This window comes from Cupriavidus sp. 8B (genome assembly GCF_054589115.1).
The window spans coordinates 7,323-27,913 of record NZ_BAAILO010000250.1 but is presented as its reverse complement, the minus strand read 5'-3'; the positions used below and the strand labels follow the sequence as shown (position 1 = coordinate 27,913).

General features: G+C 65.2%; 18 protein-coding genes. 13 read left to right on the top strand and 5 right to left on the bottom strand.

Annotated features, from left to right (window positions below; all coding sequences use genetic code 11):
- The first annotated feature begins 62 nt into the window (after positions 1 to 62).
- The 7 genes from ACYP5B_RS24050 to ACYP5B_RS24020 all read left to right on the top strand — a co-directional run bounded on the left by ACYP5B_RS24050 (position 63) and on the right by ACYP5B_RS24020 (position 7,321).
- Positions 63 to 653 carry a cytochrome b gene (locus tag ACYP5B_RS24050; RefSeq protein WP_400093100.1) on the top strand — a complete coding sequence of 197 codons (591 nt, stop codon included), beginning with the start codon at positions 63 to 65 and terminating at the stop codon, positions 651 to 653.
- 59 nt (positions 654 to 712) lie between these two features.
- Complete coding sequence (locus ACYP5B_RS24045) at positions 713 to 1,285, top strand: YceI family protein (RefSeq protein ID WP_267604380.1); 573 nt, start codon at positions 713 to 715, stop codon at positions 1,283 to 1,285.
- 67 nt (positions 1,286 to 1,352) lie between these two features.
- Positions 1,353 to 1,934 carry a YceI family protein gene (locus tag ACYP5B_RS24040; protein WP_267604378.1) on the top strand — a complete coding sequence of 194 codons (582 nt, stop codon included), beginning with the start codon at positions 1,353 to 1,355 and terminating at the stop codon, positions 1,932 to 1,934.
- Between the two features lie 496 nt (positions 1,935 to 2,430).
- Entirely contained in the window at positions 2,431 to 3,822 is a 1,392-nt protein-coding gene (locus ACYP5B_RS24035; protein ID WP_400093096.1) for a class I SAM-dependent methyltransferase, read from the top strand.
- 22 nt (positions 3,823 to 3,844) lie between these two features.
- Entirely contained in the window at positions 3,845 to 5,176 is a 1,332-nt protein-coding gene (locus ACYP5B_RS24030) for a sensor histidine kinase (protein ID WP_400093095.1), read from the top strand.
- A gap of 7 nt (positions 5,177 to 5,183) precedes the next feature.
- Positions 5,184 to 6,317 (top strand): ATP-binding protein, encoded by a 1,134-nt coding sequence (locus ACYP5B_RS24025; protein ID WP_400093093.1) that lies wholly within the window; start codon positions 5,184 to 5,186, stop codon positions 6,315 to 6,317.
- Positions 6,314 to 7,321 carry a response regulator gene (locus ACYP5B_RS24020; protein WP_400093092.1) on the top strand — a complete coding sequence of 336 codons (1,008 nt, stop codon included), beginning with the start codon at positions 6,314 to 6,316 and terminating at the stop codon, positions 7,319 to 7,321. Before ACYP5B_RS24025 ends, ACYP5B_RS24020 begins: the two co-directional genes overlap by 4 nt.
- A gap of 98 nt (positions 7,322 to 7,419) precedes the next feature.
- Here the strand turns inward: ACYP5B_RS24020 and secF are convergent, their stop codons facing one another.
- The 5 genes from secF to queA form a co-directional block, all read right to left on the bottom strand.
- The gene (gene secF, locus ACYP5B_RS24015) at positions 7,420 to 8,391 is read right to left on the bottom strand and encodes a protein translocase subunit SecF (protein ID WP_400101673.1); all 972 of its coding nucleotides are present in this window, start codon (positions 8,389 to 8,391) and stop codon (positions 7,420 to 7,422) included.
- Between the two features lie 89 nt (positions 8,392 to 8,480).
- Positions 8,481 to 10,352: a protein translocase subunit SecD gene (secD, locus tag ACYP5B_RS24010; protein ID WP_400101675.1), complete on the bottom strand. Its 1,872-nt coding sequence runs from the start codon at positions 10,350 to 10,352 to the stop codon at positions 8,481 to 8,483.
- 238 nt (positions 10,353 to 10,590) lie between these two features.
- Positions 10,591 to 10,920: a preprotein translocase subunit YajC gene (gene yajC / locus ACYP5B_RS24005; RefSeq protein WP_267604372.1), complete on the bottom strand. Its 330-nt coding sequence runs from the start codon at positions 10,918 to 10,920 to the stop codon at positions 10,591 to 10,593.
- Positions 10,921 to 11,126: 206 nt separating this feature from the next.
- Positions 11,127 to 12,257, bottom strand: a complete 1,131-nt coding sequence (tgt, locus tag ACYP5B_RS24000) for a tRNA guanosine(34) transglycosylase Tgt (protein ID WP_459571336.1) — start codon at positions 12,255 to 12,257, stop codon at positions 11,127 to 11,129.
- Positions 12,258 to 12,297: 40 nt separating this feature from the next.
- Entirely contained in the window at positions 12,298 to 13,344 is a 1,047-nt protein-coding gene (gene queA / locus ACYP5B_RS23995) for a tRNA preQ1(34) S-adenosylmethionine ribosyltransferase-isomerase QueA (protein WP_459571362.1), read from the bottom strand.
- Between the two features lie 184 nt (positions 13,345 to 13,528).
- On the opposite strand from queA, the gene recG reads away from it, so the two are divergent.
- The 6 genes from recG to ubiA all read left to right on the top strand — a co-directional run bounded on the left by recG (position 13,529) and on the right by ubiA (position 20,484).
- Positions 13,529 to 15,730 carry an ATP-dependent DNA helicase RecG gene (gene recG, locus ACYP5B_RS23990; RefSeq protein ID WP_400101679.1) on the top strand — a complete coding sequence of 734 codons (2,202 nt, stop codon included), beginning with the start codon at positions 13,529 to 13,531 and terminating at the stop codon, positions 15,728 to 15,730.
- 122 nt (positions 15,731 to 15,852) lie between these two features.
- Positions 15,853 to 16,806, top strand: a complete 954-nt coding sequence (locus ACYP5B_RS23985; RefSeq protein WP_459571335.1) for a LysR substrate-binding domain-containing protein — start codon at positions 15,853 to 15,855, stop codon at positions 16,804 to 16,806.
- Positions 16,807 to 17,218: 412 nt separating this feature from the next.
- A complete protein-coding gene (locus tag ACYP5B_RS23980) occupies positions 17,219 to 18,664 on the top strand; it encodes a catalase (protein WP_459571334.1) in 1,446 nt (481 codons plus the stop codon).
- Positions 18,665 to 18,741: 77 nt separating this feature from the next.
- Positions 18,742 to 18,936 (top strand): hypothetical protein, encoded by a 195-nt coding sequence (locus ACYP5B_RS23975; RefSeq protein WP_400101683.1) that lies wholly within the window; start codon positions 18,742 to 18,744, stop codon positions 18,934 to 18,936.
- A 77-nt stretch (positions 18,937 to 19,013) separates the two neighbouring features.
- Positions 19,014 to 19,499 (top strand): Dps family protein, encoded by a 486-nt coding sequence (locus tag ACYP5B_RS23970; protein ID WP_035867478.1) that lies wholly within the window; start codon positions 19,014 to 19,016, stop codon positions 19,497 to 19,499.
- 127 nt (positions 19,500 to 19,626) lie between these two features.
- On the top strand, positions 19,627 to 20,484 hold the full coding sequence (ubiA, locus tag ACYP5B_RS23965) for a 4-hydroxybenzoate octaprenyltransferase (protein WP_400101686.1): 858 nt from the start codon (positions 19,627 to 19,629) through the stop codon (positions 20,482 to 20,484).
- The last annotated feature ends 107 nt before the right edge of the window (positions 20,485 to 20,591 follow it).

The window sequence follows — 20,591 nt, the reverse complement described above, 5'->3', positions numbered from 1 at the left end:
CAGCAGTTATTGCCTTTCAGTAAAAGTTTGTGAAACGCCCGCAAGGGCAGGGGTCCTTATCCATGCATTCCCAAGCCAAAGCCAGCGCCCGCGCCGCAGCCGCCCCAGCGCCGCTGTCGGCGTCCGCCTATGGGGCCACCGCGATCGGCCTGCACTGGATCATCGCGCTGCTGATCTTCGCCGCCTTCGGGCTGGGCTTGTACATGACCAGCATCCCAGGCTTGTCGATGCTCAAGCTCAAGCTGTTTTCCTGGCACAAGTGGATTGGCGTAACCGTTTTTGCCTTCGCCGTGCTGCGCGTGCTGTGGCGCGCCACCCACCGCGTGCCGGCACCCGCCGCGGGCACCCCGGCCTGGCAGGCCAAGGCCGCGCACGCGGCTCACCTGCTGCTCTACGCGCTGATTGTGGTGGTGCCCATTACGGGCTACCTGTACAGCTCGGCTTCCGGGGTTCCCGTGGTCTACCTCGGCATCTGGCAGCTGCCCGCGCTGATCGAGAAGAACGATGAGCTCAAGGAAATCCTCAAGCTGGTCCACATCTGGCTGAACTACCTGATGGCCGTGATCGTCGTAGTCCATGCGGCCGCTGCCATCAAGCACCAGTTCATCGAGCGCGACGGCACGCTGGCGCGCATGCTGCCGTTCCTCAAGTAAGCCGACAAACCGAACATTGACCGAGGGCCGCGAGGCCCTCTTAGCGACAGGAGTTTTTAATGAAACGCATTCCCCGCCCGAGCGCGCTCCTGATGGCAGCCACGCTGGCCACTGCCGGCATCGCAGCCAACTACGCCTGGGCCCAGGTCGACGCAGCCAAGAGCTCGGTCACCGCGACGGCACGCCAGATCGGCGTGCCGATGGAGGGTAAGTTCAAGAGGTTCGATGCCACGGTCGCGTTCGATCCCGCCAAGCTGGCAGCGTCCTCGGCCAAGGTCGAGATCGACGTGTCCAGCTTCGAGATCGGCGACGCCGAGACCACCAAGGAGGTCAAGGGGCGCGACTGGTTCGATGCGGCCAAGTACCCCAAGGCGGTGTTCCAGTCGACCAGCATCAAGCCCGGCGCCGCCGGCAAGTACGAGGTGGCGGGCAAGCTCACCATCAAGGGCAAGACCCAGGACGTCGTGATTCCGGCAAGCTATCGCCAGGACGCGGGCGGCCAGGTGTTTGAAGGCGTGCTGCCGATCAAGCGCACCGTGTACAACATCGGCGACGGCGAATGGAAGGACACTTCCGTGGTGGCCGACGATGTCCAGATCAAATTCCGTATCGTGACCTTGGCTAAGAAGTAAGCGCGCAGCGCCTGTCTTCCCTGCCATTCCTTTGCTGTTCATCCCCAACTTTTTGCCGGGAGCTCTCATGAAATTGCGCACCATCCTCGCCGCTGTCGCGGCCCTGTCCGCCGTCGGCGTGGCATCCGCCAACACGGTCACCTACAACCTCGACCCCACCCACACGTACCCAAGCTTCGAAGCCGACCACCTGGGTGGCCTGTCGACCTGGCGCGGCAAGTTCGAGAAGTCGAGCGGCGTGGTGACGCTGGATCGTGTTGCGAAGACCGGCTCGGTGGACATCAAGATCGATCCCGCCTCGGTCGACTTTGGCAACAGCAAGCTGAACCAGCACGTGAAGGGCCCCGACATGTTCAACGTCGAGGCTTTCCCGGAAGCCACCTACAAGGGCAAGTTCTCCAAGTTCAACGGCGATGTGCCGACCGAAGTCGATGGCGTGCTGACCCTGCACGGCGTGTCCAAGCCGGTCAAGCTGGAGATCCGCGAGTTCAAGTGCATCCAGCATCCGATGCTCAAGCGCGAAGCCTGTGGCGCTGACGCGGTGGGCACCTTCAGCCGTGCCGATTTCGGTATCGACTACGGCGTGAAAATGGGCTTCAAGCCCGAGGTCAAGCTGGCGATCCAGGTCGAAGGCGTAAAGGCCGACTAAGCGTCGACTAGCGGGGCCGGCCAGGGGCCGACCAAGACGGACGACACAGGCATCGCGAGTCCTCGGGGCTTGTCCCGCAGCGTCGCGCATGCAAGCAGTAAACAAAAAAGGCCGGGAGCAATCCCGGCCTTTTTTGTTTACTGCTGTTTCCGGTCGTTTCCGGCTTGGCGGGCGGGTTGGCGCAGGTTGTGTTGTCCGCACTTGGCGCCCACAGTACAATGATCCGCTAAGATTCGGTTACAGTCCTACTCAGTACAGTCTCACTCAGTCTCAGTCTCAGTCTTAGTCACAGTTACCAGGGTGTAGCCGCGCGCGTGCCTGCCATCATCAGGACGCCCATGCCCGCAACCGATTACCGACATGTATCCCAGCAGTACCCCCTGATACTGGCCTAGCGCAGCGATCCATCGCCCTACGAGCTGTACCCGGCCAGTCAATGTTGCATTGTTGAACTGGGCGGCCGGCAGCGTTTCTCGGTTTTCTCTGGCGCAATACCGTGTACTCCCAAACGCAAATCGATCCGGTGGTTAGTTTCCGCAACTCGCAGGGCGAGCAGGTGCGGGGCACAATTATCAATCTCCAGAGAAAAGCTCTGGTGATGGAAATCTACAATCCATACTCGATCGTTCAGGTCAGCGAGGTGCTGAGCGAGCTGAGTGTGCGCATGGGGAGCAAGAACGCCTACCTGGGCAAGGCGGTGGTGATGAGCCTGGTGAATACCGGCCTCACCGCGGTGGTATCGCTCACGCTGATCGACGAATGGCGCGAGCTGAGCGATCTGCCCAACGAGCCCAAGTCGGTCGGGCGCGAGGCGGAACTGTTCATCAACGACTGGGATGCGCGCTTCAATATCCGGCGCGATTACCAGATCGTGGTCAACGAAATGCGCGCGTTTCTCTCGGAAGTCTCGCGCTGGGTCGAGCAGGTCGACCTGACCGAGAACCTGCCCAAGACCGACGGGCGGCTGCGCGAGGATGTGTTCTACGAGCTCGCCACGCCGATCATGCTCAAGGTCAAGACCTACCTCGACCGGCTCGAAGGCGAGGCCGGGCAGGTGGAAGCGGAGATTGCGCCCGTGCACCGCACCTACGCGCAGTCGGCCCTGCATCCGCTGCTGCTGCGCGCCCCCTTTGTCTACCGCACCTTCACCAAGCCGCTGGGCTATGCGGGCGACTATGAGATGGTCAACCAGATCCTGAGCGATCCGCAGCAGGGCCCGACCACCTACTTCCAGATCGTCAATACGGCCTTCCTCAAGGCGGCCGTGGCGACTGCCCACCGCAACCGGATCGACCTGCTGGTCGATTTCCTGTCGCGCCAGGCCGATGCCGCTCGCGCGGCGGGCAGGCCGTTTCGCATACTCAATGTCGGCTGCGGCCCGGCCTTCGAGATCCAGCGCTTCGTGCGCGAGTATCCGCAGCCCGAGTTCCTGTCGTTCCAGCTGGTCGACTTCAGCGAGGAGACGCTGGCCTACACCAAGTCCTCCATCGAGAGCTCAGCCGCCTCGGCGGGGCACAAGGTGTCGGTGGAAATGGTGCATCAATCGGTACATGAGCTGCTCAAGCGCAAGATCGCGCCGGACGACGCCGGGCTGCGCGAGTTCGATGCGGTGTATTGCGCGGGGTTGTTCGACTACCTGTCCGATAAGGTGTGTTCCCGCCTGCTGAGCTATTTTGCCGCGCGTACGCGCCCGGGCGGCCAGTTGCTGGTAACCAACGTCCATTCGGCCAATCCGGAGAAATTCGGCATGGAACACCTGCTGGAGTGGTACCTGATCTATCGCGACGAGGCCAGGATGAGTATGCTGCTGCCCGAACGATCCCGCGATCACAAGCTCTATGTCGACCAGACTGGGGTGAATGTGTTCGCGGAAGCGATCATCCTCTGAAACGCCAGTAGCCGGCCCAGCCATGAGCACCAATCAACTTTACGCGGGATACCAGACCGAGCTGGCGGATTTCCGCCTGGCCTTCAGCCGTGGCGGCGCCTATACCGCCATCGTGCTGGTGCTGCTCGGCGTGGGGCTGGACTATGGTCAGTATCCGCAGCTGCAGGCGCCGTTCGCCGTGGCGCGCGTGCTGGTGTCGCTGCTGATCGCCGGCATCGTGATGCTGTTGTACAGCACGGCAGGGCGCCGCTTTGCGCCGTGGCTGACGTTGTCCTGGCTGCTGCTGCCGCAGATCATGATCTCGTGGATGATCTGGCATACCGATGGCGTGGAGTCGCCGTATTACGTCGGGCTGAATCTCGCCATCTTCGCGTCGGGCATCGCGCTGCCGTTCGGCCTGTGGCAGAACCTGGTCTTCGGGGTGCTGTCCTACCTGTTCTACCTGCTCGCCTGCGTGCTGCATTCCGGTGGCATCGAGCCGGCCGGCACCTTTATCGTCAATTCACTGTTCCTGCTGTTTGCCGCGGCGGCCAGCGCGGTCTATACCTTCTTCAATGAGCGGGCGCGCTTCATGCTGTTCCGGCTGAAGGCCGAAGTGGCGGAGAAGAACGGCGAGCTCGAAGTGATCAACCGCAAGCTGGTCGACATCAAGGGCCAGATGCTGCAGCAGGAGAAGATGGCCGCCATCGGCACGCTGGCAGCGGGCCTGCTGCACGAGGTCAACAACCCGGTCAACTTCTGCCTGATGGCGATCGAAGTCGCGCTGGAAGAGCCGGTGGCCAAGAACGAACCAATGCTGCAGGAGTGCCTGGTCGACGCCAAGCAGGGGATGCAGCGCATCCAGCATATCGTGTCGGACCTGAAGACCTTCGCCTATCGCAAGCCCGGCGCTGAAGCGGAGGGCACGCCATTCCTGTTCGAGAAGGCGCTGGATTCCTCGATCCGGCTGACCGCGCATGAGCTGCGCGGGGTGGCCGTCACGCGCGAGCTGCCGACCGATACGCTGGTGCTGGGCGACGAAGCCGCGGTGATCGGCGTACTGATCAACCTGTTCTCCAATGCCGCGCTGGCCATGCGCAAGGCCGGCACGCAGGGCCCGGCCATCCATACCACCGTGAAGTGGGTTGAGCGCCGCTTGCATGTGACCGTCAAGGACAACGGGCCGGGCATTGCGCAAGAGCACCTGGCGCGCGTGTTCGAGCCGTTCTTCACCACGCGTGAAGTCGGCCAGGGCCTGGGCCTTGGCCTGTCGATCAGCTACGCGGTGATCGAGCGTCACGGCGGCGCGCTGTTTGCGGAGAGCGAACTGGGCAAGTGGGCCTCGTTCAGCTTCGATCTGCCCCGAGCCGACTGAGAATGCCATGAGCGACGCCCGCCAACCACGGCTTACCGTGCTCTACGTCGATGACGAGGAAATGGCATGCAAGTACTTCGCCCGCGCGGTCGGCACGGAGTACGAAGTGCTGGTCGCCAGCGGCGCCGACGAAGCGGTCCGCATCCTGCGCCGGGAGAACGCGCGCATCGCCGTGCTGGTGACGGATTTCCGCATGCCGGGCCGCGATGGCGGCGACCTGCTGCGCCAGGTGGCGCTCGAGTACCCGCAAATCGTGCGCATCCTGGTGACAGCCTACGCGGACAAGGACATGCTGTTGCAGACGGTCAACACCGGCGAAGTGTTCCGCATACTGGAGAAGCCCATCGAGCTGGGCCAGGTGCGCGAAGCGCTGCGGCTGGCCGCCGAGCGCTATCGCGAACGCTCGATCCGCCATCAGCGCCTGATGGCGATCGACGAGACGCTGGCCTTCCTGGCGCATGAACTGAACACGCCGCTGGCGGCGATTGCAAATTTTGCGCGGGGTATCGAAAGCCGTATCGCGGCGGAATACAATCCGCAGCGCCAGAGCGAGATCGGCCAGGCGGCCACGTCGATGCATGACAACGCGCAGTATTGCCTGGCCGTGATTTCGTCGTTCCTGCAATCGGTGCGCAGCAGCGGCAGCCGGCCGAGCACGCAAGCGGGCGCCAGCCGAGAAGTGACCGCCGGCGGCCTGATTGCCGCGCTGCTCGATACCTACCCGTTCGCCGGGCCGCAGCGCGAGTGGGTGAAGATAGAAATGCATGACGACTTTGCCGTGCGCACGCTGCCCAATTGCGTGGCGCTGGTGCTGTCGTCGTTGTTGTCCAATGCGCTGCGGGCGCTCGATGGCGTCGACTCGCCTTCGCTGCGCTTCGTGGTGGCGGCCGAGCCCGATGCCGCGATCCGCATCTGCGACAACGGGCCGGGCATACCAGCAGAGGTGATGGGGCGCCTTCTGGTGGATCCGGTCACCACCCACGCGAGTACCGGCGGCAACGGACTGGGCATGATTTTTTGCAACCGCGTCATGCAGTCTTTCGGTGGCGGCATCCGGATCGAGTCTACGTCTGGTGCGGGTACCACAGTGACGCTGGATTTCCCCAATACCAAGAGTCGAATGCATAGGAGTGATCGATGAACGAACCGAATGCCACGCAGGCACCATCACCGGCGATTCTGTTCGTCGATGACGAGGCGACGGCCGTCAAGTATTTCCAGCGTGCCATCGGAGCCCTGGCGCCGGTCGTGACCGGTGGCTCGGTCGAAGAGGGAAAGGCGCTGCTGGATGCGCACGCGGACAGCCTTGCGGTCCTGGTCTCCGACCAGCGGATGCCGGGCGAGTATGGCAATGAGCTGCTGCGCTACGCGCGCGAGCGCTATCCGCATATCGTGCGGATCCTGACCACCGCCTACTCGGAGATCGAGCATACCGTCGCGGCCGTCAACGAGGGCCAGATCCATCGCTACATCAAGAAGCCGTGGGACATCACTTCGCTGCGCATGGAGCTCAAGCAGGCGCTCGAGATGGCCGGCCTGCGCAAGGAGCGCGACCAGTTGCTGCGCGAGAAGCTGAGCGTGCTGCAGCGCCAGACCATTGCCGCGCGCATCGGCCTGATCCGCACGCTGTCGGCCAGCCTGATCGGCCCGGAGCGCTTCCAGCCGGTGGATACCTACCTGGCCTCGGCCGCGCTGGTCGGCGTGCAGAATCCAGAGCCGGACTGGCTGCTGATGGACTATGCCGACCTGGTGGCGGCGGAAAGCCGCCGCAGCGGCACCTTTGGCCACGCGGTGGCGGCAAAGCTCGCCGCGCTGCGCACGCAGCTCGCCGGCCGTGGCGCTGGCGATGCGGTGGCGGCACTGGCCGAGACGCTCGCCGCAACGGAAGGCGCGGCCAACGTGCGCCGCGATGGCGATGCCCTGGTGTGGATCCAGGGCGCCGCGCTTGCCGAGTACCTGGGCGAACCCGTGGACAAGGATGTGTCCGCGCAACATGCCACCTGGCTGGCCGGGCTGCTGTGGCTGGATGAAAACGGCGGCGCGCTCAAGGCCGTGCGCGAGGGCGACTCCATCGTCTACCGCCCCACCGATCGCACCGCGGAGTTTGCCGCGGATCGCCTGGCGGTGTGGATCGAGCAGTTCTGAGCGAGTCCCGAGCCAGTTCCGAGTAGCAACGGCATAAAAAAAAGGGCACCCTAAGGTGCCCTTTTTTGTAGCCTTTGGAACTGTCCGCGGCGTGCCCGTCAGGCCTGCGCGCCGAAGTTCGGGTCGTCGCGGTCGACGTCGCCTGGCTTCTTCTCGCCCTTGACCAGGTCCTCGCGCTTGACGCCCAGCCACATGGCCAGCGCCGCGGCGACGAATACCGAGGAGTAGATACCGAACAAGATGCCGACAGTCAGCGCCAGCGCGAAGTAGTGCAGGGTGGGGCCGCCGAAGAAGAACATCGACAGCACCATCATTTGGGTCGAGCCGTGGGTGATGATGGTCCGCGAGATGGTGCTGGTGATCGCATTGTCGATGATCTCGTGCGTGGTCATCTTGCGGAACTTGCGGAAATTCTCGCGGATCCGGTCGAAAATCACCACCGATTCGTTGACCGAGTAGCCCAGCACCGCCAGGATCGCCGCCAGCACCGACAGCGAGAATTCCCACTGGAAGAAGGCGAAGAAGCCCAGGATGATCACCACGTCGTGCAGGTTGGCGATGATGCCGGCCACCGCGAACTTCCACTCGAAGCGGAATGACAGGTAGATCACGATGCCGGCGACCACGCACAGCAGCGCCAGCAGGCCGTCGGTGGCCAGTTCCTTGCCCACCTGCGGGCCGACGAACTCGACGCGCTGGAGCTTGACGTCAGGCGCGGCCGTTTGCAGCGCGGTCATGACCTGCTCGCTCTGCTGGGCCGAGGTGACGGTCTTGCCGTCCGGGCCCTTTTGCAGCGGCAGGCGGATCATCACGTCGCGCGAGGTGCCGAAGTTCTGCACCTGCACGTCGGAGTAGCCGAGTTTGCCGACCTGGCCGCGGATGCGTTCGAGATCGGCCGTCTGCTGGTAGTTGACCTCCATCACCGTGCCGCCGGTGAACTCGATCGACAGGTGCAGGCCCTTGTGCGCGAGGAAGAATACGGCGGCGGCAAACGTCAGGAAGGAAATCACGTTGAAGATCAACGCGTGCTTCATGAACGGAATGTCGCGCCGGATGCGGAAGAATTCCATGTTGAATCCTGTTTTGTACGGCAGCGCCTGCTGCCGTTCTATGCTGGTTGGATGTCCGTGCGCGTCCTGCGCGCGGACACCCATGATGCTTACTTGGCGATGGTGCCCTGGCTATCCGAGCCCGGCTTCCAGATCTGGCCGATCGCCACGCTTTGCAGCTTCTTCTTGCGGCCGTACCAGAGGTTCACCAGGCCGCGGTTGAAGAACACCGCCGAGAACATCGAGGTCATGATGCCCAGGCAGTGCACCACGGCAAAGCCGCGCACCGGGCCGGAGCCGAAGGCCAGCAGCGCCAGGCCCGCGATCAGCGTGGTCACGTTGGAGTCCAGGATGGTGGCCCAGGCGCGGTCAAAGCCGACGGCGATTGCCATCTGCGGCGAAGCGCCCGCGCGCAATTCCTCGCGGATCCGCTCGTTGATCAGCACGTTGGCGTCGATGGCCATGCCGAGCACCAGCGCGATAGCGGCGATGCCGGGCAGCGTCAGCGTGGCCTGCAGCATCGACAGCACCGCCACCAGCAGCAGCAGGTTGACGGCCAGCGCGGCCACCGAGAACACGCCGAACAGCATGTAGTACAGCATCATGAAGACGGCGATGGCGGCGAAGCCGTAGGCTACCGAGTCAAAGCCCTTCTTGATGTTGTCCGCGCCCAGCGACGGGCCGATGGTGCGCTCTTCGATGATTTCCATCGGCGCGGCCAGCGAGCCGGCGCGCAGCAGCAGTGCCAGGTCGTTGGCGGCTTCGGTGGAGTACGAGCCGGTGATCTGGAAGCTGGAACCCAGTTCGGACTGGATCGTTGCCACCGTCAGCACTTCGCCCTTGCCCTTCTCGAACAGCACGATGCCCATCGGCTTGCCGATGTTCTCGCGCGAGACGTCGCGCAGCACGCGGCCGCCCTGGGCGTCGAGCTTGATATTGACCGAGGCGCGCTGGTTCTGGTCGAAGCCGGCCGAGGCGCTTTCGATGCGGTCGCCGGTGAAGATCACCTGCTTCTTGAGCACCACCGGGGCACCGTTACCTTGCGTGAACAGCTCGCTGCCGAAGGGGATCGGGTCGCCCGGGCGCGGGCTGCGCGGCGCGTCGGGGTCGGCCAGGCGGGCTTCCAGCGTGGCGGTGCGGCCGATGATGTCCTTGGCCTTGGCGGTGTCCTGCACGCCGGGCAGCTGCACCACGATACGGTCGGCGCCTTGCTGCTGGATCACCGGCTCTGCCACGCCGAGCTCATTGACCCGGTTGTGCAGGGTGGTGATGTTCTGCTTGACCGCAGCATCCTGCACCGCCTTGCGGGCCGCGTCGGTGAACACGCCGGAGATGTTGTTGCCATCCGGGGTGAACGCCAGCTCGCGCAGGTTGTCGGCCAGGATGCCGCGCGCCTTGGTGGCGTCGTCGGCATTGTTGAAGCGCACCGTCAGGCGGTCGCCTTCGCGGTCGATGCCGCCATGGCGGATGCCCTTGTCGCGCAGCAGGGTGCGGGCGTCGCCGGCCAGGCTGTCGAGCTTCTTGTCGACCGCGCCCTTCATGTCCACTTGCAGCAGGAAGTGCACGCCACCGCGCAAGTCCAGCCCCAGGTACATCGGCAGCGCGTGCATGGCGGTGAGCCAGCGCGGCGAGCCCGACAGCAGGTTCAGCGCGACCACGTAGGTGGCGTCATTGGGGTCGGGGTTGAGCGCGCGGGTCAGCACGTCCTTGGCCTTGAGCTGCTCGTCGGGCGTCTTGAAGCGCGCCTTGACCGAGCCGGACTGGCCGTTCAGGTCGAAGAACATGCCATCGGGCTGCAGGTTGTTCTGCGCCAGGATCTGCTCGATCTGCTTTTGCATGGCCAGGTCGACCTTGACCGTGACCTTGGCGGAGGAGACCTGCACGGCAGGCGCCTCGCCGAAGAAGTTCGGCAGCGTATAGGTGATGCCGATGGCGAGAGCCACCAGGATCACGAGGTATTTCCAAAGCGGATAGCGATTCATCTTTGGCCAGTCGTTCTTCGGTTGGCGGCGCCGACGAGACCGTCAGCGGGCAGTTGGCACCACCGCACCGGTTGGCAAACAGCCGCCTGGCATCCACGGATAACCCGGGCTGGATCAGGCGGCTGCAGGGGCACGCGCGCTAAAGGCGTGCCGGGAAGGGCGAAAAAGCAGGCTGGCGGTGCGGGAGAAGCTGGGCGGCGCTGTGTGTCAAGCGACGCCACGCCCGCAGCCGTGGTGCTCAGAGCGACTTCAGCGAGCCCTTGGGCAGCACCGTGGTAACCGCGCTCTTTTGCACCGTGATTTCGGTGCCCGCGGCGATTTCGAGGGTTACGTATTGCTCGTTGACCTTGGTGACACGGCCGAGAATGCCGCCGGCAGTCACGACTTCGTCGTTCTTGGCCAGCGCTTCCAGCATTGCCTTCGATTCTTTCTGGCGCTTCATCTGCGGGCGGATCATGATGAACCACAGCACAGCGAACATCAAGATGATAGGCAGGAAACTCATCAGGCCACCCGCCGCACCGCCGGTCACGCCGGCAGTCTGGGCAAATGCGTTAGAAATCAGCACGTTGCTTCTCCGTCACAAAGTCAATCAGTTAGTCGGTCATTCTACCACCCGCTTGCAACCGCATTCCATGCCTGATCCGGGCATTTACGGTGTAGTACGGGTTTGTTCGGGGCGCCTTGCAAGCCGCTTTGCAGCTGCAGGCACCGCTATTCGACCGGTGCCGTACGGAAAGTTCACGCCGGGGCGCGGCAGCCGCCGGCGCGGCGCTACTGCGCCCTGCGCGCGCGATCGGCGGCGAACTGCAGGCGGAAGGCCTCGAAGCGGTGCTCCTCGATGGCTTCGCGCATCTCGCCCATCAGTTCCAGGTAGTAGTGCAGGTTATGGATGGTGTTCAGGCGCGCGCCCAGGATCTCGCCGACCCGGTGCAGGTGGTGCAGGTAGGAGCGCGAGAAGTTGCGGCAGGTGTAGCAGCCGCAGGATTCGTCCAGCGGCCGGGTGTCGTTGCGGTGGACGGCGTTCTTGATCTTGACGTCGCCAAAGCGCGTGAACAGCCAGCCGTTGCGGGCATTGCGGGTCGGCATCACGCAGTCGAACATGTCCACGCCCGAGGCCACGCCGGCCACCAGGTCTTCGGGCGTGCCCACGCCCATCAGGTAGTGCGGCTTGTGCGCGGGCAGGCGCGGGCCCACGTGTTCCAGCACGCGCATCATGTCTTCCTTGGGCTCGCCGACCGACAGGCCACCGATGGCGTAGCCGTGGAAGTCCAGCTCCGACAGGCCGGCCAGCGACTCGTCGCGCAGATCCTCGAACATGCCGCCCTGGACGATGCCGAACAGCGCGTTGGGGTTTTCCAGGCCATTGAACTCTTCGATCGAGCGCTTGGCCCAGCGCAGGCTCATGCGCATGGAGGCGGCCGCTTCCGCATGGGTGGCGGGGCGGCCGTCGATCTCGTACGGCGTGCATTCGTCGAACTGCATCACGATGTCGGAGTTCAGCGTGCGCTGGATCTGCATCGAAATCTCGGGCGACAGGAACAGCTTGTCGCCATTGACCGGCGAGGCAAAGGTCACGCCATCCTCGGTGATCTTGCGCAGCGCGCCCAGCGAAAACACCTGGAAGCCGCCCGAGTCGGTCAGGATCGGCTTGTCCCAGCCCATGAAGCGGTGCAGGCCGCCGTGCTTTGCCACCACTTCCAGCCCGGGGCGCAGCCACAGGTGGAAGGTATTGCCCAGGATGATCTGGGCGTTGATTTCACCGAGCTCGAGTGGCGACATCGCCTTGACCGAGCCGTAGGTGCCGACCGGCATGAAGATCGGGGTCTCGACCACGCCGTGGTTGAGGGTGACGCGGCCGCGGCGGGCGTTGCCGTCGGTGGTGAGCAGTTCGAAGTTGAGCATGGCTGGATTCGGGATTCAGGTTCGGGCTGGCGCGGCGCGCTCAGGGCTGGGGCTGGCGCGTCAGCAGCATGGCGTCACCGTAGCTGAAGAAGCGGTAGCGCTCGGCCACCGCATGGCGGTAGGCGGCGCGGATGGGCTCCACCCCAGCCAGCGCCGACACCAGCATCAGCAAGGTCGACTTGGGCAGGTGGAAATTGGTGATCAGCGCATCGACCACCCGGAAACGGTAGCCGGGTGTGATGAAGATATCGGTGTCGCCACGGCCGGCGGCCAGCGTGCCATCGGCCGCGCCGGCGGACTCCAGCGCGCGCAGCGAGGTGGTGCCGACCGCGATCACGCGACCGCCGGCGGCGCGCGTGTCGCGCACGGCCTGGGCCAGCGCGTCCGACACTTCGTACCACTCGGCGTGCATCTTGTGCTCGGCCAGGTTCTCGGTGCGTACCGGCTGGAAGGTGCCGGCGCCCACGTGCAGCGTCAGAAAGCCGCGGCGCACGCCCAGCGCATCGAGCCGGGCGAACAGCGCTTCGTCGAAATGCAGGCCGGCGGTGGGCGCGGCCACCGCGCCGGGGGCGCGGGCGTAGACCGTCTGGTAGCGGGTTTCGTCGAAGGCGTCGGGGTCGTGGGTGATGTACGGCGGCAGCGGCAGGCGGCCGTGGCGCTCGATCAGCTCCAGCGCCGGCTCTGGGAAGGTGAGCGTGAAGAACTGGTCCACGCGCGGGCCCACTGTGACGTCAAAGGCATCCGCCAGGCGCAGCAGGCTGCCCACGGGCGGTGTCTTGGAGGCGCGCACCTGGGCCAGCACGGTGTGGCTGTCCAGCACCCGCTCGACCAGCACCTCGACCTTGCCGCCGCTGCCCTTCTGGCCGAAGAAACGCGCCTTGATGACGCGCGTGTCGTTGAATACCAGCAGGTCGTCCGTGCGCAGGTAGTCGACGATATCGGCGAACGTGCGGTCGGTGAGGCGGGTGGCGCCGTCCTGCGCGTCCGTATCCACCACCAGCAGCCGGCTCGCGCCGCGCTCCGGCAAGGCGGTCTGGGCGATCAGTTCGGGCGGGAGGGCAAAGTCAAAATCGGACAGCGTCAGCATCATGGGGGCAAAAACGGCCGCAGACCGCGCGGTGGCGCGGCCGGCATAGGTACAATCGGCGAATCCGATATTGTAAGGCTTGGGGCGACTCCGCCGCCCGGGCGCGCGTGATATCGCCTATTTGTGCCAACCTGCCCGTGCCACCAGGCATGCGCCACGACCCGAATCGCTAGCCACGCCCCAGATGCCAGGAACCGCTCCCGACCGAACCCCGGAAACCACCGACAGCCCGCCCGCGGCGCGCGCCGGGGACAAGCCGGGCCGTCCGGGCAAGGCGGCGTCCAAGGGCGCTGCCGCCGGCAAGCCGTCCTCGGCCATGGCCCGGCTGCACAAGCTCGGCCTCAAGCGCGATGTCGACCTGGTGCTGCACCTGCCCATGCGCTACGAGGACGAGACCACGCTGCTGCCGATCGCCGATGCCATCGGGCGCGCGGGGATGGGGCTGACGGTGCAGGTCGAAGGCGTGGTCACCTCCAACGAGGTCAGCCTGCGCCCGCGCCGCCAGCTGGTGGTCAAGATCGCCGACGATACCGGCGAGCTGACGCTACGCTTCATCAATTTCTACGGCAGCCAGGCCCAGCAGATGGCCGAAGGCGCCTTCCTGCGGGTGCGCGGCGAGCTGCGCGGCGGCTTCTTCGGCGCGGAGATGGTGCATCCCACGGTGCGCGCGGTGACGCCCGGCGAGGCGCTGCCCGAGCGGCTGACCCCGGTCTACCCGAGCACTGCCGGCATCCCGCAAAGCTACCTGCGCAAGGCCATCGGCGGCGCGCTGTCGCGCACGCCGCTGCCCGAGACCCTGCCCATCCCCGTGCTGCAAGGCCCGCTGGCGCAGCTCAAGCTGCAGCCCTTGCCGGAGTGCCTGCGGCTGCTGCACTCGCCGCCGCAGGAGGTGGACGAGCACGCCCTGATCGAGCGCTCGCACCCGGCCTGGCAACGTATCAAGCTGGATGAACTGCTGGCGCAGCAGCTCTCCCTCAAGCGCTCCCAGGCGGCGCGACGCGACAAGAGCGCGCCGCCCATGCCGCGCCGCGCGGGCGGCCTGCTCACCGCCTTCCTGGCGGCACTGCCGTTCAAGCTGACCGGCGCGCAGCAGCGCGTGGTGGAAGAGATCGCCAAGGACATGGGCGCGCCCCACCCGATGCATCGCCTGCTGCAGGGCGACGTCGGCAGCGGCAAAACCATCGTGGCGGCGCTGGCGGCTTGCCAGGCCATCGATGCCGGCTACCAGGCCGCGCTGATGGCACCCACCGAAATCCTGGCCGAGCAGCACTACCGCAAGCTCTCCGCCTGGCTGGAGCCGCTGGGCGTGCCGGTGGTGTGGCTGGCAGGCAGCCTGAAGACGCGCGCCAAGCGCGAGGCCGCGGCCAAGGTCGAGTCCGGCGAGGCCAAGCTGGCCATCGGCACCCACGCGCTGATCCAGGACAGCGTCAAGTTTGCCCGCCTGGGCTTGTCCGTGGTCGACGAGCAGCATCGCTTCGGCGTGGCCCAGCGGCTGGCGCTGCGCGGCAAGGCGGACCCCGATGCCGCCGCCACGCAGGGCAAGGCCGGCAAGGTCACGCAAACCGTGCCGCACCAGTTGATGATGTCGGCCACGCCGATCCCGCGCACGCTGGCCATGACCTACTACGCCGATCTCGACGTCTCGGTGATCGACGAGCTGCCGCCCGGGCGCACCCCGGTGGTGACCCGGCTGGTCAACGACGCGCGCCGCGACGAGGTGATCGCGCGCGTGCACCACGCCGCCGCCGATGGCCGCCAGGTCTACTGGGTCTGCCCGCTGATCGAGGAGAGCGAAGCGCTGCAACTGCAGACCGCGGTGGAGACCTACGAAACCCTGGTGGCCGCCTTGCCCGAGCTCAAGGTCGGGCTGGTGCACGGTCGCCTGGCGCCGACGGAGAAGGCCGCGGTGATGGAAGACTTCACCGCCAACCGGCTGCAGGTGCTGGTGGCCACCACCGTGATCGAGGTGGGGGTGGACGTGCCCAACGCTTCGCTGATGGTGATCGAGCACGCCGAGCGTTTTGGCCTGGCGCAGTTGCACCAGTTGCGCGGCCGGGTAGGGCGGGGCAGCGCGGAATCGGTCTGCCTGCTGATGTACCAGGCGCCGCTCTCGCCCACCGGGCGCGAGCGGCTGGCGACCATGCGCGAGACCACCGATGGTTTCGAGATCGCCCGGCGCGACCTGCAGATACGGGGGCCCGGCGAGTTCCTTGGCGCGCGCCAGTCCGGCGAGGCGATGCTGCGTTTCGCCGATCTCAACACCGACGCCTGGCTGGTCGACTACGCCCAGGAGGCCGCCGAGCTGATGCTGGCGCGCTACCCGGAGGCGGTCGAGGCGCACTTGTTGCGCTGGCTGGGTGGCAGGGAACATTACCTGAAGGCCTGATGTGACGGCGGGGGCGCACCCGGCGCAGGCGATCAGGTATCGCCTGCGCCGCTTTGCTTGTCATCTCTGACAGAACGTCGAATCGAAGGTAAAATCTATCGCTTAACGGGAATTGATAAGTCATGACGCTCACCGAACTCAAGTACATCGTCGCCGTGGCGCGCGAGCGCCATTTCGGCCGGGCGGCCGAAGCCTGCTTCGTGTCGCAGCCGACGCTGTCGGTGGCGATCAAGAAGCTGGAAGACGAACTCAATGTGCAGATCTTCGAGCGCGGCACGTCCGAAGTCTCGGTGACGCCGATCGGCGAGCAGATCGTGGCGCAGGCCCAGCGCGTGCTGGAGCAGACCATGGCCATCCGCGAAATCGCCAAGCAGGGCAAGGACCCGCTGGCCGGGCCGCTGCGGCTTGGCGTGATCTACACCATCGGGCCCTACCTGCTGCCCACGCTGGTCAAGGAGATGATCCAGACCGTGCCGCAGATGCCGCTGATGCTGCAGGAGAACTACACGGTCAAGCTGATCGAGCTGCTCAAGCAGGGCGAGATCGACTGCGCCATCATGGCCGAGCCCTTTGCCGATTCCGGGCTGACCGTGCAACCGCTGTATGACGAGCCCTTCGTCGTGGCGGTGCCGCGCGGCCACCATCTGGAGCATGCCGGGAAAGTCGATCCCGACGAACTGAAGCAGCAGACCATGCTGCTGCTGGGCAGCGGGCATTGCTTCCGCGACCAGGTGCTGGGCGTGTGCCCGGAGCTGTCGCGCTTTTCGCAGGCGGCCGACGGCATCCAGAAAACCTTCGAAGGCTCCTCGCTGGAAACCATCCGCCATATGGTGGCAAGTGGCGTTGGCATCACCGTGCTGCCGCGGACTTCGGTGCCGGATCTCAAGTCCAACAAGAACGACCTGTTGGCCTACGTGTCCTTTACCGATCCCGTGCCCGACCGGCGCGTGGTGCTGGCCTGGCGCAAGAGCTTTACGCGCCTGCCGGCCATGGAGGCGTTGCGCCGCGCGGTGGCGGCCTGCGACCTGCCCGGTGTCAGCATGCTGGCCGCCAAGGAACTGGCTGAAGCGGCCTGAGCGCACCCTGCCTGCCGGCGCTCGGCGCCGGCCGCACGCTTCCCCGCCTTGGTTTTCCTCCCCCCTCGATTTTTCTGACTTCACTGTGTCTTGGTCCTATGCGACGCTGGCGCGCAGGCAGGGAATAGGTATGCTCTATTTTATAGTTAGAAATAATTGAATTCGCAATTCAATAGCCTTCCCGTAGACTTCCTGCATCGACGCACTGCGTGCTGTTACCGACAAGGAGTCGCACATGAAAGGCGAAAACCCCAGCTTGGACGCCGCCGGCGAGCTCCTGAGCGCGCTGGCCGGCCGCATGGCCGACTGCCTTGCCTGTTACGCCACGGTGTACTGAAATGACCCGGCGGCTTTCGCGCCGCCCGCCCCAGCCAGACTCCCCGTTCCACCCCCCAAGAAAAATGAGGCCAAGATGAGCAAGGACAAGGACACTCTGACCACCGCCGCCGGCGCGCCGGTAGCCGACAACCAGAATTCGCAGACCGCCGGCCCGCGCGGCCCGATGCTGCTGCAGGACGTGTGGTTCCTGGAGAAGCTCGCTCACTTCGACCGTGAAGTCATCCCCGAGCGCCGCGTGCACGCCAAGGGCTCGGGCGCCCATGGCACCTTCACGGTCACCCATGACATCACGCGCTTTTCCAAGGCCTCGGTCTTTGCCAGCGTCGGCAAGCAAACGCCGCTGTTCATGCGCTTCTCCACGGTGGCGGGCGAGCGCGGCGCGGCCGACGCAGAGCGCGATGTGCGCGGGTTCTCGGTCAAGTTCTACACCGACGAAGGCAACTGGGACGTGGTGGGCAACAACACGCCGGTGTTCTTCGTGCGCGACCCGCTCAAATTCCCGGATTTCATCCACACGCAAAAACGCAACCCGCGCACCAACCTGCGTGACCCGATCGCCGTGTGGGACTTCTGGTCGCGCCATCCGGAGTCGCTGCACCAGGTCACCATCCTGATGAGCGATCGCGGCCTGCCGCAGAACTATCGCCAGATCCATGGCTTCGGTTCGCACACGTATTCGTTCATCAACGCCGCCAACGAGCGCTTCTGGGTGAAGTTCCACTTCAAGTCGCAGCAGGGCATCGCCAACTGGACCAACGAGGAAGCGGCCAAGGTAGTGGCGGGCGACCGCGAGAGCGCGCAGCGCGACCTGTTCGAGAACATCGAAAAGGGCAACTTCCCGCGCTGGAACGTGCGCGTGCAGGTCATGCCCGAAGCCGATGCGGCCAAGTACCACATCAATCCGTTCGACCTGACCAAGGTGTGGCCACACAAGGACTATCCGCTGATCGACGTGGGCGTGCTGGAACTCAACCGCAACCCGGACAACTACTTCGCCGAGGTGGAGCAGGTGGCGATGAACCCGTCCAACATCGTGCCGGGCATCGGCTTCTCGCCCGACAAGATGCTGCAGGGCCGGCTGTTCTCGTATGGCGACACTCAGCGCTACCGCTTGGGCGTGAACCATAACCAGATCCCGGTGAATGCGCCCAAGTGCCCGTTCCACAATACCTACCACCGCGACGGCGCGATGCGCGTGGACGGCAACCAGGGCGGCAAGCTCAACTACGAGCCGAACCGCGAGGGCGCCTACGCCGCCAGCGAACGCGCCGTCGAGCCGCCGCTGGCCCTGGATGGTGCCGCCGACCGCTTCGACCACCGTGTCGACAGCGACTACTACAGCCAGCCGGGCGCGCTGTTCCGCCTGTTCGACGAGGCCCAGCGCCAGCGCCTGTACTCGAACATCGCGGCGGCCATGCAGGGCGTGCCGGAAGACATCGTGCGCGTGCAGCTGGCGCACTTCACCAAGGCCGATCCCGCCTACGGCGAAGGTGTCAGGCGCGCGCTGAACCTGAAGTAATGAGCAAGCAATGAAGCAGGGCAGTGCGGGTGGCCCCGGGCCGGGGCCACCTTGAAAGCCCGGCAAGGAGAACCATCATGGCCCTGTTCAGAATGTTCGTCAGCGAGTTTCAACAGCTGCAACACGTCGCCCACGATAGCCCCCGCCGCGAAGACGCGGCGCGCCTGCAGCGCAAGCTGTGGCGCACGGAAATCGGGCTGGCGGTGATCGCGCTGGGCGCGGTCGCGATGTTCCTGGACGCGGCCGCGGGTTTGTCCGCCTTCACCGGGTGATGCCATAATGTGCGGGTTGTGCCGCGTCCAGTGGCGCGGCAGTTTTCAAAGCCACCCCAGATCGGAGCGTACCTATCATGGCAAAGAAGAATGAGATGAGCGTGAACATCGGCATTTCCGACAAAGAACGCAAGAAGATCGCGGAAGGCCTGTCCAAGTTGCTGGCGGATACCTACACGCTTTATCTCAAGACCCATAACTTCCACTGGAACGTCACGGGTCCGATGTTCAACACGTTGCACCTGATGTTCGAGACGCAATACACCGAGCTGGCGCTCGCCGTGGACTCGATCGCCGAGCGTATCCGCGCGCTGGGCTACCCGGCGCCGGGCACCTACAAGGAATACGCTCGCTTGTCGTCGATCCCCGAGGAAGAGGGCGTGCCCGAAGCCACCGAGATGATCCGCAAGCTGGTCGAAGGCCAGGAAGCCGTGGTGCGCACCGCGCGCTCGTTGTTCCCGGTGATCGACGCCGCTGGCGACGAACCCTCCGCAGACCTGCTGACCCAGCGCATGCAGACGCACGAAAAAACCGCGTGGATGCTGCGCTCGATGCTGGCCTGATGCCCTGCCGGCTGCCTTCGTGTGCTGCCGGCCATGCGCGCCGCGCCCTGACCGGGTCGCGGCGCGTTTTCGTTTTTCGTTTAATGCCCTTGCCTTGCCCTGACCGCTGTGTCGCGGGCCCCCTGCCATGTTTGAACGCTTAGCCCTGTACGCGCGCCTGGTGCGCATCGACAAGCCCATCGGCACGCTGTTGCTGTTGTGGCCTACGCTGTGGGCATTGTGGATGGCCACCGGCGGCCGGCCGGCGTGGAGCCTGTTCTGGATCTTCGTCATTGGCACCTTCCTGATGCGCTCGGCCGGCTGCGCCATGAACGACTGGGCCGACCGTGACTTCGACAAGCACGTCAAGCGCACCAGGGAGCGGCCGCTGACCGCGGGCAAGATTGCCGCGTGGGAGGCAGTGGCGGTGGCGGTGGTGCTGGCGCTTGCGGCCTTCGCCCTGATCACGCCGCTCAACGCGTTCACCAAATGGCTGGCCGTGGTGGCGGCCGTGCTCGCCGGCACCTATCCGTTCTTCAAGCGGTTCTTTGCCATCCCGCAGGCCTACCTCGGCATTGCCTTCGGCTTTGGCATCCCGATGACGTTCGCCGCGGTGCAGGACCATGTGCCCGTGGTGGCGTGGGTGATGCTGCTGGCCAATGTGTTCTGGGCGGTAGCCTACGATACCGCCTATGCCATGGTGGATCGCGATGACGATTTGCTGCTCGGCATGAAGACTTCGGCGATCACGTTCGGGCGGTTTGACGTGGGCGCCATCATGATCTGCTATGCGGTGTTCCTGGGGCTGATGGCCTGGGCCGGTGCGCAGTTCGGGCTGGGCTGGCCGTACTGGATCGGGCTGGTGGCTGCGGCGGGATGCGCGGTGTATCACTACACGCTGATTCGCGAGCGGGATCGCATGAAGTGCTTTGCCGCGTTCCGGCACAACAACTGGTTGGGGGCCTGCGTGTTTGCTGGTACGGCGGCGGCTTATGCGTTGCGGTGAGGCGGCTGGCCGCAAGCGCTAGCGTCCCGAGGGTTTGCTCCCCTCTCCCACGCAGCGGGAGAGGGGCAAGTGCTAGCTTCCCGACGGTTTGCTCCCCTCTCCCACTT